General features: G+C 34.1%; 17 protein-coding genes. 10 read left to right on the top strand and 7 right to left on the bottom strand.

The genetic code is table 11. The features are described from left to right. Positions 1 to 16: 16 nt before the first annotated feature. The 6 genes from DICTH_RS05245 to DICTH_RS05220 form a co-directional block, all read right to left on the bottom strand. Positions 17 to 298, bottom strand: a complete 282-nt coding sequence (locus DICTH_RS05245) for a DUF503 domain-containing protein (protein ID WP_012547511.1) — start codon at positions 296 to 298, stop codon at positions 17 to 19. A 3-nt stretch (positions 299 to 301) separates the two neighbouring features. Next, positions 302 to 2,296, bottom strand: a complete 1,995-nt coding sequence (infB, locus tag DICTH_RS05240) for a translation initiation factor IF-2 (protein WP_012547131.1) — start codon at positions 2,294 to 2,296, stop codon at positions 302 to 304. Then, positions 2,293 to 2,589, bottom strand: coding sequence for an RNase P modulator RnpM (rnpM, locus tag DICTH_RS05235; protein ID WP_012547746.1), 297 nt, complete (start codon positions 2,587 to 2,589; stop codon positions 2,293 to 2,295). Before rnpM ends, infB begins: the two co-directional genes overlap by 4 nt. Next, positions 2,582 to 3,676, bottom strand: coding sequence for a transcription termination factor NusA (gene nusA / locus DICTH_RS05230; protein WP_012548417.1), 1,095 nt, complete (start codon positions 3,674 to 3,676; stop codon positions 2,582 to 2,584). Before nusA ends, rnpM begins: the two co-directional genes overlap by 8 nt. Positions 3,677 to 3,691: 15 nt before the next feature. Then, the gene (locus DICTH_RS05225) at positions 3,692 to 4,162 is read right to left on the bottom strand and encodes a ribosome maturation factor RimP (RefSeq protein ID WP_012547608.1); all 471 of its coding nucleotides are present in this window, start codon (positions 4,160 to 4,162) and stop codon (positions 3,692 to 3,694) included. Positions 4,163 to 4,319: 157 nt separating this feature from the next. Then, positions 4,320 to 4,616: a hypothetical protein gene (locus DICTH_RS05220; RefSeq protein WP_012548446.1), complete on the bottom strand. Its 297-nt coding sequence runs from the start codon at positions 4,614 to 4,616 to the stop codon at positions 4,320 to 4,322. Positions 4,617 to 4,827: 211 nt separating this feature from the next. Between DICTH_RS05220 and rpsB the strand changes: the two genes are divergently transcribed. From rpsB to galK, 10 genes are all read left to right on the top strand, one after another. Continuing rightward, positions 4,828 to 5,568 (top strand): 30S ribosomal protein S2, encoded by a 741-nt coding sequence (gene rpsB, locus DICTH_RS05215; RefSeq protein WP_012547097.1) that lies wholly within the window; start codon positions 4,828 to 4,830, stop codon positions 5,566 to 5,568. Between the two features lie 21 nt (positions 5,569 to 5,589). Next, positions 5,590 to 6,186 carry a translation elongation factor Ts gene (tsf, locus tag DICTH_RS05210; RefSeq protein ID WP_012548710.1) on the top strand — a complete coding sequence of 199 codons (597 nt, stop codon included), beginning with the start codon at positions 5,590 to 5,592 and terminating at the stop codon, positions 6,184 to 6,186. 2 nt (positions 6,187 to 6,188) lie between these two features. Beyond that, a complete protein-coding gene (pyrH, locus tag DICTH_RS05205) occupies positions 6,189 to 6,944 on the top strand; it encodes a UMP kinase (protein ID WP_012547315.1) in 756 nt (251 codons plus the stop codon). After that, positions 6,937 to 7,494, top strand: a complete 558-nt coding sequence (gene frr / locus DICTH_RS05200) for a ribosome recycling factor (protein WP_012546974.1) — start codon at positions 6,937 to 6,939, stop codon at positions 7,492 to 7,494. The genes pyrH and frr overlap by 8 nt, the downstream gene beginning before the upstream one ends. After that, positions 7,491 to 7,700, top strand: a complete 210-nt coding sequence (locus DICTH_RS05195) for a hypothetical protein (RefSeq protein WP_041723229.1) — start codon at positions 7,491 to 7,493, stop codon at positions 7,698 to 7,700. Before frr ends, DICTH_RS05195 begins: the two co-directional genes overlap by 4 nt. After that, entirely contained in the window at positions 7,687 to 8,421 is a 735-nt protein-coding gene (locus DICTH_RS05190; RefSeq protein WP_012547684.1) for an isoprenyl transferase, read from the top strand. The genes DICTH_RS05195 and DICTH_RS05190 overlap by 14 nt, the downstream gene beginning before the upstream one ends. Next, positions 8,414 to 9,196, top strand: a complete 783-nt coding sequence (locus tag DICTH_RS05185; protein WP_012547923.1) for a phosphatidate cytidylyltransferase — start codon at positions 8,414 to 8,416, stop codon at positions 9,194 to 9,196. Before DICTH_RS05190 ends, DICTH_RS05185 begins: the two co-directional genes overlap by 8 nt. Beyond that, the gene (gene dxr, locus DICTH_RS05180; protein ID WP_012547764.1) at positions 9,193 to 10,329 is read left to right on the top strand and encodes a 1-deoxy-D-xylulose-5-phosphate reductoisomerase; all 1,137 of its coding nucleotides are present in this window, start codon (positions 9,193 to 9,195) and stop codon (positions 10,327 to 10,329) included. The genes DICTH_RS05185 and dxr overlap by 4 nt, the downstream gene beginning before the upstream one ends. Positions 10,330 to 10,425: 96 nt before the next feature. After that, a complete protein-coding gene (gene galT, locus DICTH_RS05175; RefSeq protein ID WP_012547553.1) occupies positions 10,426 to 11,394 on the top strand; it encodes a galactose-1-phosphate uridylyltransferase in 969 nt (322 codons plus the stop codon). Beyond that, the gene (gene galK / locus DICTH_RS05170; protein ID WP_012548382.1) at positions 11,391 to 12,533 is read left to right on the top strand and encodes a galactokinase; all 1,143 of its coding nucleotides are present in this window, start codon (positions 11,391 to 11,393) and stop codon (positions 12,531 to 12,533) included. Before galT ends, galK begins: the two co-directional genes overlap by 4 nt. On the opposite strand, the gene cimA is transcribed toward galK, so the two are convergent. Continuing rightward, entirely contained in the window at positions 12,530 to 14,104 is a 1,575-nt protein-coding gene (cimA, locus tag DICTH_RS05165; RefSeq protein WP_012547583.1) for a citramalate synthase, read from the bottom strand. The two genes, galK and cimA, sit on opposite strands and share 4 nt — an antisense overlap. Between the last annotated feature and the right edge of the window lie 5 nt (positions 14,105 to 14,109).

The raw sequence follows: 14,109 nt of genomic DNA, 5'->3' as shown, positions 1-14,109 counted from the left end.
GGAATCACTCCCTGCCTCATAAAATGTCAATTTCGTAGTCTATTAGTTCTGTATCTTTTTGCTCTTCTATTAATTTTATTATTTCTGACATTACCTCATAGATATATTTTGATTCTGTTGAAACTATACTTATTCCAAGGACTAATTCATTCCATATCTCCTGAGAGTCTACTTCTGCTATAGAGACATTAAATTTTGATCTTACTTTGTCCACAATACTCCTTTTAACTTTTCTCTTTTCTTTTAGAGAGAAACTCTCGGGTATTGATATGATGACTCTACAAACTCCTATCAACATTTTTTATTGAACTTGCTGTAAAACATAGACTTCTAAAATGTCTCCAGGTTTGATATCTCCAAAATTCTCAAGACCAACACCACATTCGAAATTAGTTAGTACTTCGTTGACGTCGTCTTTAAATCTCTTCAACGAGGCTATTCTTCCATCGTAGATTATTTTTCCATCCCTTATTAATCTTACTTTAGCATTTCTTTGAATCTTGCCTTCTCTTACAAAAACTCCAGCTACTGTTCCTACTTTAGGCACATTGAAGGTTGCTTTAACCTCTCCTCTTCCAATGACAACTTCTTTAATTTGAGGTTCTTTGAGGCCTTTAATATAATTTTGGAGATCCTCAATTATTTCATAAATTATTCTGTAGGTTTTAGCTATTACTTTTTCTTTACTTATAGCCTGTTGAGCTTTTGAGTCAGGTCTGACATTAAATCCTATGATCATTCCTTTTGAGGCTGAGGCAAGCATAACGTCGCTTTCTGTTATTCCACCAACACCAGAATGAATAACTTTTATTGTAATATCCTCTGTGTGCATTTTATCTATAGTTTGTAATATTGCTTCTAAGGAACCCTGAGTGTCAGCTTTAACAATTATTGGGAGAACTTTTTCTCCAAGGCCCCAGACTTCTATGTTTGAAGTTTCTTTCTTTTGCTTTCTTTCCTCAAGAATTCTCTTTGCAGTTTCTTCGTCCTCAACAACTTCTAATATATCACCAGCTTGTGGTAGTTCATCAAATCCTGAAACTTCTACTGGCCATGAAGGGAAAGCTTCCTTTAATGGTCTACCTTTATCGTCAAACATCGTTCTTACTCTTCCCATAACATCCCCAGCTACAAATACATCTCTTAATCTGAGCGTTCCCTCTTGAATTATAACGGTAGCAACAGGACCTCTACCTTTGTCCATCTTTGTTTCTATTATGGTTCCTTTTGCAGGTTTATCTGGATCTGCTTTTAGTTCTAAAATATCAGAAAGCAATAAAATCATTTCTAAAAGCTGATCTATTCCTTGCTTCTTTTTAGCAGAGATAGGAACCATTATTGTATCCCCACCCCATTCTTCAGGGATAAGACCATATTCTGATAGTTGTTGTTTCACCCTTTCTGGATTTGCCTCAGGTTTATCAATTTTATTTATAGCTACAATTATAGGAACATCAGCTGCTTTAGCATGGTTAATAGCCTCTACCGTCTGAGGCATGACCCCATCATCAGCAGCAACTACAAGAACGGCTATATCTGTAACTTGAGCTCCGCGAGCTCTTAAAGCTGTAAAGGCCTCATGGCCTGGAGTGTCAAGAAAAACTATTTTTCTTCCATTATGTTCGACCATAGACGCACCTATATGTTGAGTAATTCCACCGTACTCTTTCTCTGCAATTTTTGTTTGTCTTATAGCATCAAGAAGAGTTGTCTTACCGTGGTCTACATGTCCCATTACCACCACTACCGGTGGACGTGGTTTTAATTTTGCCTCTTCTTCTGGTGATAAAGTTTTTTTCTTTAGACTTACTCGAGGTTTGATCTCCTCAACTTTATAACCATATTTTTTAGCTATCTCTTTTATTATATCTGGATCAAGCATCTGGTTTACATTTGCTAAGATTTTCATATTTAGAAGCTCCATTATAAGCTCTGTGGGAGATATGGAGAGAGCTTCGGCTAGATCTTTTACTCTCATGCTACCTTGTATTGTAATAACCTTCTCTTTCTTTTCTTCTTTTGGCTTCTCCATTTTAGGTTTTTCCGCCACTTTTTCAGTTTCCTCTCGTATTTCCTCTAAGCTTTTCACCTCTTCTTTTTCTACGGGGGGAGTTTTAGGCTCTTCCTTTGAACCTTCAGCTTTCCCTAAGACAAGCTCTCGGACAATTTCCTCGACCTCTTCATCGATAACATTTAAAGCTGATTTTACATTAATTCCTAAATCTGATAATATCTTCAATAAATCTTTATTGTCGATGCCTAATTCTTTGCTTAATTCGTATATTCTTTTCTTCATACTACCATCTCCCCCCGTCTTGTAATTTCTTTTTCTAATTCTTCCTTAAGTCTTTCAAGACTTTCTCTTGAAATTTCGCATTTTAATGCATAAGAAAAAGCCTTCTTTTTAATAGCGAGTTCTAGACATTCCTTCTTAGGACATATATAAGTACCTCTACCAGAGGCTTTTCCTTTTGGATCATATGAAATCGAATTATCTTCTGTACGAACTATCCTTAATAATTCTCTTTTAGGTTTTTTTTCTCCACATCCTATACATGTTCTTAAAGGGATATGTTTACCTTTACTCACTCTTCTCTACCACCTTTTCCTTCTCTTTTTCTTTCTCTTCTTTTTCTTTAGCGTACTGCTCTGGAGTTCTTACATCAATTCTCCAAGAAGTAAGTTTAACAGCCAATCTTACATTTTGACCATCCTTACCTATTGCAAGAGAGAACTGATCGGGTGGTACTATCACAATTGCTTTGTGTTCTTCTTCTCTTATTTCCACAGAGATAGGTTTTGCAGGACTTAGACTTCGAGCAACAAATTCTGCAGGATCTTTACTCCATAGAACAATATCTATTTTTTCTCCGTTCAATTCATTAATAATATTTTGTATTCTAACACCTTTATATCCCACACATGCTCCAATAGGATCGACCTCTGGAAGATGAGAATAAACTGCAACTTTAGATCTCATTCCAGGTTCTCGAGCTATACTTACAATCTCTACAGTACCCTCTCTAATTTCTGGAACTTCTAATTCAAAGAGCCTTTTTAGAAAACCAGGATGACTTCTAGAAAGAATTACTAAAGGATCTTTTGTAGTTTTTCTTACCTCCAAAAGATATGCTCTGAGTCTTCTTCCTATCCAATATTCTTCTCCTGGTATCTGTTCTTTTACTGGTAGAACTGCCTCAATATCGGGAAAACGTACGTATACGTTTCCTTTTTCAATTCTTACCACAGTACCATTGACTAGTTCTCCTTCTTTTGCTTTATATTTTTCGTAAAGAATTCTTCTTTCTGCTTCTTTGAGACTCTGCATTATAACTTGCTTTGCTACCTGAACAGCGATTCTACCAAATTCTTGAGGTTCTATTTCTATCTCTATCTCATCTCCAAGTTTTGCATCAGGTTTGAGGCTTTTAGCTTCTTCAAGACTTATCTCTGAAATGTTGTCATTAACCTTTTCCACTACCTTTTTAACAACAAATATGCTAATCTCCTGCTTATTGAAGTTGATCTCTACTCTTGCTCCTTTACTAGTACCATATGCTTTTTTAAAAGCAGACAGTAGAGCTTTTCTTAAAGCTTCTAGAACTACATTCTTATCAAGCTTTTTTTCTGTAATTATTTGCTCTAATACAACCCAGAAATCTTCTCCTAACTTCATAAAATATCATCCTCCTTAGAATTCTACAATAAGCATAGCTTTCTTTATCTTTTCCAGTGGAATAGTAACGAAGGAGTCATCAATTTTTAATGTAACACTAGACTCGTCTACCTTAAATATCTTACCCTCAAATTTCTTTTTACCTTCGATTTCCTCTAAAAGAGTAATATTAACTTTCTCTCCCATATGTCTTTCAAAATCTCTTTTTCTCTTTAAAGGTCTATCTAATCCTGGAGATGAAACTTCAAGAATATAAGAATGTGGAATTGGATCTTTTATATCTAACTCTTTGCTTATTTTTTCACTGAGATAAGCGCAGTCCTCAACTGTAACTCCGCCAACTTTATCAATATATACCCTTAGAACCCATCCATGAGGTTCTCTTCTGTATTCTAAATCTACAAGTTCGTAAGAATACTTTTCACAAATAGGTTCTACAATTTCTTTTAGTTTTTTGTAAAACTCCATATATATTTGATTTTTCATCTTTTCATCTCCTTAGTGTAAAAGTCTATATTAAAAATAAAAAGTGGGTTTTCCCACTTTTTATTTATTTCTCTTCAAACTTTTATGTACTAAATAAGTATACCTTAAATATTAATAAAAAGCAATAAAAATTTTGTTATACATACCACCAAAAAGCCTATCCATCACCACTAAAAATTTCTTTGGGAACTTCGTAAAGCTCTATGATCTTCATCTTGGAAAGTAATTTTAAGAAAGACAAAAGTTCCAAGTTATGAGTATCGTAACCCATTTTTTCAGCATAACTTTTATATTCTTGAAAAAATTCATTAATGGTAGACTTAGGAGCTAATATTCTTTGGCAAAGTAATATAATTTCTCTCGGATTACCTATGGCAATTATGGGAAGGTCTAACTTATCTATGCTACTATCTTTTTTCCATATATATACAACATATATAGGAAAATTTATCAATTTTGAGCCTCATCTCCTTTAAAATAACTTTAAAGAGTATATCACAAATTGAAAATTATTAAAATAGTATTGTAAATCCTTATTCTTCGTGGTATACTTTTTTCTGAATGTTTTAAAACTCACCCTTCTGGATTCTCTTGGTGGTGCTTCTTAAAGAAGTCCCAAGGGAAGATGAAGGAAGGGGAGGAAAAACCAAAAATGGAGGTGTAATATGGCACATATTTTAATGAAACAATTACTAGAAGCTGGAGTTCACTTTGGGCATCAGACTAAAAGATGGTGCCCTAAAATGAAAGAGTACATTTTTTCAGAAAGAAACGGTATCCACATTATTGATTTACAAAAAACGTTGGTTAAGCTTGAGGAAGCATACGAATTTGCAAAAGAACAAGCAAAGGAAGGGAAAACTTTTCTTTTTGTTGGTACCAAGAAGCAGGCTCAACAGACAATAGAGGAAGAAGCTAAGAGATGTGGAGCATTTTATGTTAATCAAAGATGGTTAGGAGGTATGTTGACAAACTTCACCACTATAAAATCTAGAATTGACTACATGGTAAAGCTTGAGGAATTAAAGAATAATGGTTATTTTGAAAAGCTTCCTAAAAAACAGGCAAATAGACTAAACAGGGAGCTAGAAAAATTAGTAAAAGTATTTGATGGCTTAAGGGGTATAGAGAAGCTTCCAGATGTATTATATATAGTTGATCCTAAGAGAGAAGAAATTGCTGTAAAAGAAGCCAATAAACTAGGTATTCCAATTATAGCTATTGTAGATACAAATTGTGATCCTGAATTAATAACATATCCTATTCCAGGAAACGATGATGCTATAAGGTCAATTAAGCTTATCACCTCCAAAATAGCAGATGCTATTTTAGAGGGTAAAGATTTGAGAGAAAAAGAAGCAGACTTACAGCTAAAAGATGAAGATCTTCAGTCTGAAATATCATAAACTTTAGGAGGTTGAAGTAGTATGGAAATTACCATTGAAATGATAAAGGAATTGAGAGAGAGAACAGGCGCAGGTGTTATGGAGGCTAAGAAAGCCCTTGAAGAGGCAAATGGCGATATGGAAAAGGCGGTTACAATTTTGAGAGAAAAGGGAGTAATAAAGGCTGCTAAGAAGGCAGGACGTGTTGCCAAAGAAGGTATTATAGAGGCTTATATTCATACTGGAGATAAACTAGGGGTTTTAGTAGAGGTTAACTGTGAGACAGATTTTGTAGCAAGAACTGATGAGTTTAGAAAACTTGCTAAAGATATTGCTCTTCAAATTGCAGGTATGAATCCCCAATATGTAAGTAAAGAGGATGTGCCACCTGAAGTTATCGAAAAAGAGAAAGAGATCTATAGAACTCAGTTAAAGAATGAAGGAAAACCTGAGCATGTAATAGAGAAGATTATTGAGGGTAAGTTAGAAAAATTTTACGAAGAGGTTTGTTTGTTAGAGCAACCTTTTGTTAGAAATCCAGAAATTAAAGTTAAGGATCTAATTACAGAAGCCATATCTAAATTAGGAGAGAATATAGTGGTAAGGAGATTTGCTCGCTTTGTAGTAGGAGAAGATTAATAATGGAACTCAAACCAAAATATAAGCGAATTCTTTTAAAAATTAGTGGAGAGTCCTTTAGCGGAGAGCAGGGATTTGGTTTAAATCCGGATTGTATAAAAAGTATTGCCGAGGACATTAAAGAGGTTCATGATTTAGGTGTAGAAATAGGTGTAGTCGTAGGTGGCGGTAACTTTTTCAGAGGTAGGGAAAGTAAAATCTTAGGTATAGATAGAGTTACAGCTGACTATATGGGAATGCTTGCAACTACCATAAATGCTCTTGCTCTTCAGGATATGTTAGAAAAATTAGGAGTAGTCACTAGGGTACAGACTGGAATTGAGATGAGGCAAATAGCGGAACCTTTTATAAGGAGAAGAGCAATAAGACATTTAGAAAAGGGTAGGGTAGTTATATTTGCTGCAGGTACAGGAAATCCATTTTTCTCTACTGATACAGCAGCAGCACTAAGAGCTGCAGAGATAAAAGCAGAGGTTATTCTAAAAGAAACTAAGGTTGATGGTGTTTATAATAAGGATCCTTTGAAATATCCCGATGCTGAGAAGTTTGAGACTATTGAGCCTATTGAATTTTTAAAGTTGAGACTTCAAGCTCTTGATGCAACAGCAGTCTCATTATGTATGGATAATAAGATACCTATTATTGTCTTTAATATGTCTGTTAGAGGTAATTTAAAGAAAATTATCTTGGGTGAAAAAGTGGGAACTTATATTGGGGATTTGGAAATCATCTCGGATAAGGGGGGAGAAGATGGGTAAAGAACATTTCAAGGAAATAGAAGAAAAGATGAAGAAGGCTGTAGAAGTGGTTAAAAAAGAATTTCAAGGTATAAGAACAGGAAAACCTTCTATTGGCATATTCGACGAAATAAAAATCTCTTATTATGGAAATATGATGCCTTTGAATCAGGTTGCAACCTTGAAGATTGCGGAGGGTAGAACGGTTTTAATTCAGCCGTGGGATAAAAGCATCATTGGAGAGATTGAGAAGGCAATTCTTAAATCTGAATTGGGTTTGACACCTCAGAATGATGGTCAAGTTATAAGAGTAGTCTTTCCACCTTTGACAGAAGAAAGAAGAAAAGAGCTTGTTAAGGTAGTACATAAAGAGGCAGAGAATGGTAGGGTTGCTATAAGAAATATACGTAGAGATTATTTAGAGATATTTAAGAAGGAAAAGCAGGAAGGAAAAATCTCCGAAGATGAGTTTTATAGACTTCAAGAAGAATTGCAGAAAATGACGGATAAGTTTATAGAAGAGATAGAAAAACTAATTGAAATGAAAGAGAAAGAAATAATGGAAGTATGAGAACTTACATTGGTATGAGGTTTAAAGATGTGCTTAAAGAGTTACCACCAGATAGAGTTGATTATGAACTAAACTATATATCTGATTCAAATGAGGCTTTTGGTGATTTAAGAATTATTTCTGAGAAATATGACGGAATAAAATGGTTCTTTATCCTCACTTATGAGAATTATGAGGAAAGAAGAATAAAAGATGGAAGAGATTGAAATTCCAAAAGAGAAATTACCTAAACATATAGCATTTATAATGGATGGCAATGGAAGATGGGCGAAAGAAAGAAACCTTCCAAGATTGATGGGGCATCGAGAGGGGGCATTGGTAGTTGAGAAAATTTCAGAAATTGCTTTTAATTGGGGAATTAACTATTTAACTTTTTTTGCTTTTTCTACCGAGAACTGGAAAAGACCAAGGGAAGAAGTTGAAGGTTTGATGAAACTTCTTGATGAAAGCATAGATAAATTTAAAGATAAACTCATAGAAAATAAAATCAAGTTAAAGGTAATAGGTAATATTGAAGAACTTCCGAACTATCTTCAGAGAAGAATCAAATATGTAATTGAAGAGACGAAAACAGGCGAAGACAAAGTTCTGACTATTGCTCTCAATTATGGTGGAAGATGGGATATCTTGCAGGCAGTAAAAAGAATTGCTTTGCAAGTAAGAGATAACAAACTGCAAATTGAGGATATAAATGAAAGTTTATTTTCTTCCTTTTTATCTACTTTTGATTTACCAGAACCAGACCTTTTAATAAGAACAAGTGGAGAATATAGAATAAGTAATTTTCTACTTTGGCAGATAGCGTATACTGAGTTATGGTTTACACCTAAGTATTGGCCTGATTTTAATGAGGAAGACTTAAAAAAGGCTTGTTTAGATTTTGCCCAAAGAAAAAGAAGATTTGGTGGATTAGAAAATAATGCTTAAAAGAATTTTGACTGCACTTTGGGGAATTCCTCTAATACTTTGGTACATCCATCTTGGGGATCAAATATTTTTTATTTTAGTTGAAGTAATAGCTTGTTTTGGACTATATGAATTTTATAATCTCTTAGAGAAAAGAGGTTATAAGACACTAAAATTAGAAGGAATAATTTCTGGATTTTTGTATCTTCTTTTTCTATATTTAGAGAGTAGATGGGCAATGAGAATTTTTCTTCCATTATTAATTCTCTCCACTCTCATCTATGAGTTGATTAAGAAAGAGCATTCAATAATAGAAGTTTCTTTAACTTTTTTGGGCTTTTTCTATATACCTTTATTATTAGGATACTTAATTATTCTGAGGAACCTACCTTTAGGAGAACAAATTACCTACTTCATAATAATAATCACTTGGGTAAGTGATTCGGCTGCTTTCTTTATTGGAAAATTTTTTGGAAAACACAAATTGGCACCTTCTATAAGCCCTAATAAGACTATAGAAGGTTCTATTGCTGCTATAGTGGCATCAGCAATTATTAGCTTAATCTTCGGTGGTATTTATTATGAGCGGTATTTTCTACCCACAATACTTGGTATTACTCTCGGTATAATGGGACAGTTAGGAGATCTTGTAGAGTCTATGCTAAAGAGAGAAATTGGTATTAAAGATTCGTCCCCTCTTTTGCCAGGACATGGTGGGATTTTAGATAGGTTTGATAGTCTTATGTTTATAGCACCAACAGCTTACTATATGTTATATTTATTAAGAATGTTATGAAAAAAAGAATTGTAATATTTGGCGTAACTGGATCAATAGGAACCCAAACTATTGAGATTATAGAGAAACATAAAGATAAATTTGAGTTAGTCGGTGTAGCTTCAAAAGGAAATATAAATAAGCTAAAAGAGGTTGCAGAGAAATTCAAAGTACCCTATGTTTCTTTGTTCGATAATACTCCATTTTCTTTGTCTTACAATGCAAAGATTTTTCACGGCAGAGAGGGATTAGAATATATTGCAAATTTAGAGGTAGATCTTGCGGTAATGGCTATATCTGGTATAGAGGCGATTTACCCTCTAAAGATCTTGATAAGTAGAGGAATAAATGTTGCTATTGCTACTAAGGAGATTATTGTAGCATGTGGGGACTTAATTAAAAAATGGCTAAAAAAATCAAAATCGAAACTTATACCAATAGATAGTGAACATAGCGCTCTGTTTCAATTAATAAATTCTTTCAAAAGGAAAGAAATTGAGAGTATATACTTAACAGCATCGGGTGGACCGTTTTGGAACAAATCTAAAGATGAAATGGAGAAAACAAATATAGAGGAAGTATTACGACATCCTACTTGGAATATGGGGTATAAAACTACTATTGATTCGGCTAATTTAGTAAATAAGGGATTAGAGGTAATCGAAGCTCATTTCTTTTTTAACTTTGACTACGACTCAATTAAAGTATTAATTCATCCTCAGAGTATTGTGCATGGTATGGTAGAACTTTTAGATGGATCTATTATAGCTCATATGGCTTATCCAGATATGAGGATACCAATCCAATATGCATTGTTTTATCCTAAGAGATCTGGCATAAAGTGGAATCTTTTAAGTTTAAGTAATAGGAGTCTTGATTTTTATGAGGTAGATTATGACAAATTTCCAGCCTTAAAACTTGCTTATGAAGTGGGTAAAAAGGGTGGGGTATATCCTGCAATATTCGCCATATCTGATGAGTTTTTGGTAAATTTTTTTATAAAGGGCATTATTAAATTTAAAGAAATTGTACCCTTAATTGGATATGTTTTAAGTTCTTGGAAGGAATTCAAAAAGATTGAGGAACTTGATCAGCTTGAATATATTAAAAAATGGGTTGAGAATACATTGCAAAATAAATTGGGGGGTTGTTAACTATGAGAAAGTGGAAAATGATAAAGAGAATCGAAATTAAAGAGGATGGTCGCTTAATGTATTATTATGATTTCGAGTTGGAAGGAGAGGTTGAAGATGAGCAGTGAACTACGTTGGCATCCATTTCTAAAAGAATGGGTAATAGTTGCCGGTAAGGTTCAGGAAAGACCTGTTCTTCCTGCGAGAAATGCCTGTCCTCTCTGTTATGGAGGAGTGGAAGTACCTAAACCCTTTGATATAGCAGTCTTTGAAAATAGATATCCATCTTTGACTAAAGAAACTCCTGATATTTCTGAGTGGGAGGATGAAATATATAAAGTAAGAGGTGGGAAGGGAGTCTGTGAAGTAGTATTGTATACTATGGATCATGATTCCTCCATGTCTAGAATGCCTCTTGAGCAGATAGAAAAATTAATCTTGGTCTGGGAAGATAGGTATAAGGATTTAGGTGGCTTGGATTTTATTCAATATGTTTTTATTTTTGAGAATAGGGGAGAGATTGTTGGAGTAAGTTTACATCATCCTCATGGACAGATTTATGCACTTCCTTTTATACCACCTATAATTGAAAAAGAAATAAAGGCCAATGATGAGTTTTATTCAGAACACAAAAAATGTTTATTTTGCTCTATATTAGAGAAAGAGCTAAGAGAAGAAAAAAGAATCGTGTACGAAAATAAATACTTTGTGGCTTTCATGCCTTTTTATGGCAAATATCCTTTTGAGCTTCATATTTATTCGAAAAGACATTTAGGATCTCTTCCTGATATGACTTATGCTGAGAAAATGTATCTTGCAGAAATCATTCAAAAGATAACAAAAGCTTATGATAACATATATGGGTTTAATTTCTCTTATATGATGGTATTTCATCAAAAGCCAGTTAAAGGAGAATATCCTAATTATCACTTCCATGTAGAGTTTTACTCTCTTCATCGAGCAAAAGATAAAATAAAATATCTTGCAAGTGTAGAATCAGGTGCTGGAACATTTATAAACCCTTTGCCCCCAGAGGAGTCTGCTGAGCTTATGAGAGAGAGCTTAAGGAGGATTTCTGAGAAATGATGGCTAATATTGAGAGAATTTTTAAAGATAAAGAGGGATTTAGGGGTTTTAGAGCCCCCGGAAGAGTGAATCTAATCGGTGAACATACTGATTATCATTATGGTTTTGTTTTACCTGTAAGTATAAACAAGTTTTTTTACTTTTATCTAAGACAGAATAGAGAAAATAAGTTTAGGGTTTTTTCAGAGAATTTTAATGATTACTATGAATTTGATTATTCAAATTTAATTTTTAATAGAGAAAAAACATGGATAAATTATTTGATGGGAGTGATAAGTGAAATCAAGAAGTTAAGAGGAGAGATACCCTATTTCGATGCTTATTTATATGGAGAGGTCCCTATGGGAGCTGGACTTTCAAGTTCAGCAGCCTATGAAGTATCAGTTGCTTATGGAATTAATGAGTATTTTGATCTTAAAATTGACAAAAAAGAGATAGCAAAACTTTCTCAAAGAGCAGAAAATAATTTTGTGGGGGCTCCTTGTGGAATTATGGACCAATTTATTGCTACTTTTGGAAGGGAAAAAACTGCGCTTCTTATTGATACTTTAACTTTAGACTATGAACATATTCCTTTTGACATAAAGAGTAGGGGACTAAGACTTGTAGTGGTAGATACAAAGGTGAAACACTCAATAGCAGGAGAAGGTTATTCTACTAGACGAAGAGAGGGAGAGGAGGCTCTTAGGATATTACAAAAGTATTTAAATATAAACTCTCTAAGGGATCTTGATGAAGAAGGATATGAACTCTCTCAAAAAATTCTACCATCCCCATTAAAGGAAAGAGTTGCTCATGTTTATAACGAAAATAGGAGAGTGTTGAATTTTGTTAACGACCTGAAAAATGATAATTGGGAAAATCTACCTAAATATATGTTAGACTCTCACCTTAGCTTAAAAAACTTGTATGAGGTAACTTGCGAAGAATTAGACTTTTTAGTTGAAAAAGCATTAGAATATGGTGCCTTTGCCTCCAGAATGACAGGTGGAGGATTTGGAGGATCCACTATAAATCTTGTTCCGGAATCGATCATTGATAATTGGATTGAAAAAATTACTGTGAGTTACGAAAACAAATTTGGTTTCAAACCTGATGTATTAGTGTTAGAGACTTCAGATGGGGTGCGGGAGATTTAATTCTCCCGCATTTTCATTATTCCATATTCGATACTCTGCACTAAAGACTGCCAGCTTGCCTCTATAATATTTGTAGAGACTCCTACAGTACTCCAAGTATCACCTTTATCATTGGTTGAATCAATTAATACTCTGACTTTTGCAGCTGTACCCGCATTTCCATTTATAACCCTTACTTTAAAGTCGGAAAGATGAATATTCTTTAGTTCGGGGTAGAATTCGACAAGAGCTTTTCTTAAAGCTTGGTCTAAAGCATGCACAGGCCCATCACCTTCTGCAGCTACATGGACAATTTGATCCTTTACTTTGAGCTTTAATGTTGCTTCTGTAATTGTTTCGCCAGAGTCTCCTATTTTCTCAATAAGTACTCTTAAACTTATTAAATCAAATAGCTTTGTCTCTTGGCCCAAAAGATGCCTTACTAGGAGTTCAAAAGAAGCCTCAGCACCCTCAAAGTAATAACCCTCGTTTTCTAAATGGGCAATCTTATCCAATATTAGTTTAGCTAAAGGTGAATCCCTATCAAGATCTATATTGAATTCTTTCACCTTTGAGACTATAGTACTGGTACCAGAAAGTTCTGAGACAAGTATTCTTCTTTTGTTACCCACTTTAGTAGGATCTATATGTTCATAAGATCTTGGATTTTTGAGAACAGCATTAACATGAACACCACCTTTATGAGCAAAGGCACTTCTTCCTACAAATGGAGAAGATGGATCAGGAGGTAAGTTAGCAATCTCAGAAACCCAATTTGCAAGATCTGTAAGTTGAGATAGTTTTTCTTCAGATATGACCTCGATATTCATTTTTAACTGAAGAATAGGGATTATGGTACATAAATTTGCATTTCCACATCTTTCCCCATATCCATTTATGGTGCCTTGAACTTGTGTTGCTCCTTTTCTTACTGATACTATGGAATTTGCTACAGCAAGACCTGAATCATTATGAGCATGTATTCCTATTGGTTTTTTAATCCTTTCCATTACTTTTTCCATAATCTCTTCTACTTCCCAAGGAAGAGTACCCCCATTTGTATCTGCGAGTACGATCCAATCAGCACCACCTTCTGATGCAGCTTCTAAGGTTGAAAGAGCATATTCTGGATCTGATTTGAAACCATCGAAGAAGTGTTCTGCATCGTATATTACTTCTTTACCGAAACTTTTTAGATATTTTATAGAATCATAGATCATCTTTAGGTTGTTTTCCAATGTGGTTCTTAATACCTCTGTAACATGTAAATTCCAACTTTTACCGAAAATAGTAACTACTGGGGTTTCACTTTCAAGTAAAGCTTTCAAGTTAGAGTCATCTTCAGGTGCTACTTGTGCTCTTCTTGTACTTCCAAAGGCTGCTATTTTTGCGTGTTTTAAGGGAATTTCTTTGATTCTTTTGAAGAAGTTTAAATCCTTAGGATTAGACCCTGGCCATCCTCCCTCAATGTAGTCTATTCCAAACTCATCCAGTTTTTGTGCTATTCTTATTTTATCTTCAAGAGAGAATGAGATTCTTTCACTCTGGGCACCATCTCTTAAGGTGGTATCATACAAAAAAACTTTTTTCATTAATA

Source organism: Dictyoglomus thermophilum H-6-12 (assembly GCF_000020965.1).
In the GTDB taxonomy this organism is placed as follows: Bacteria; Dictyoglomota; Dictyoglomia; order Dictyoglomales; family Dictyoglomaceae; genus Dictyoglomus; species Dictyoglomus thermophilum.
This window is presented reverse-complemented; position numbering and strand designations above follow the sequence as displayed.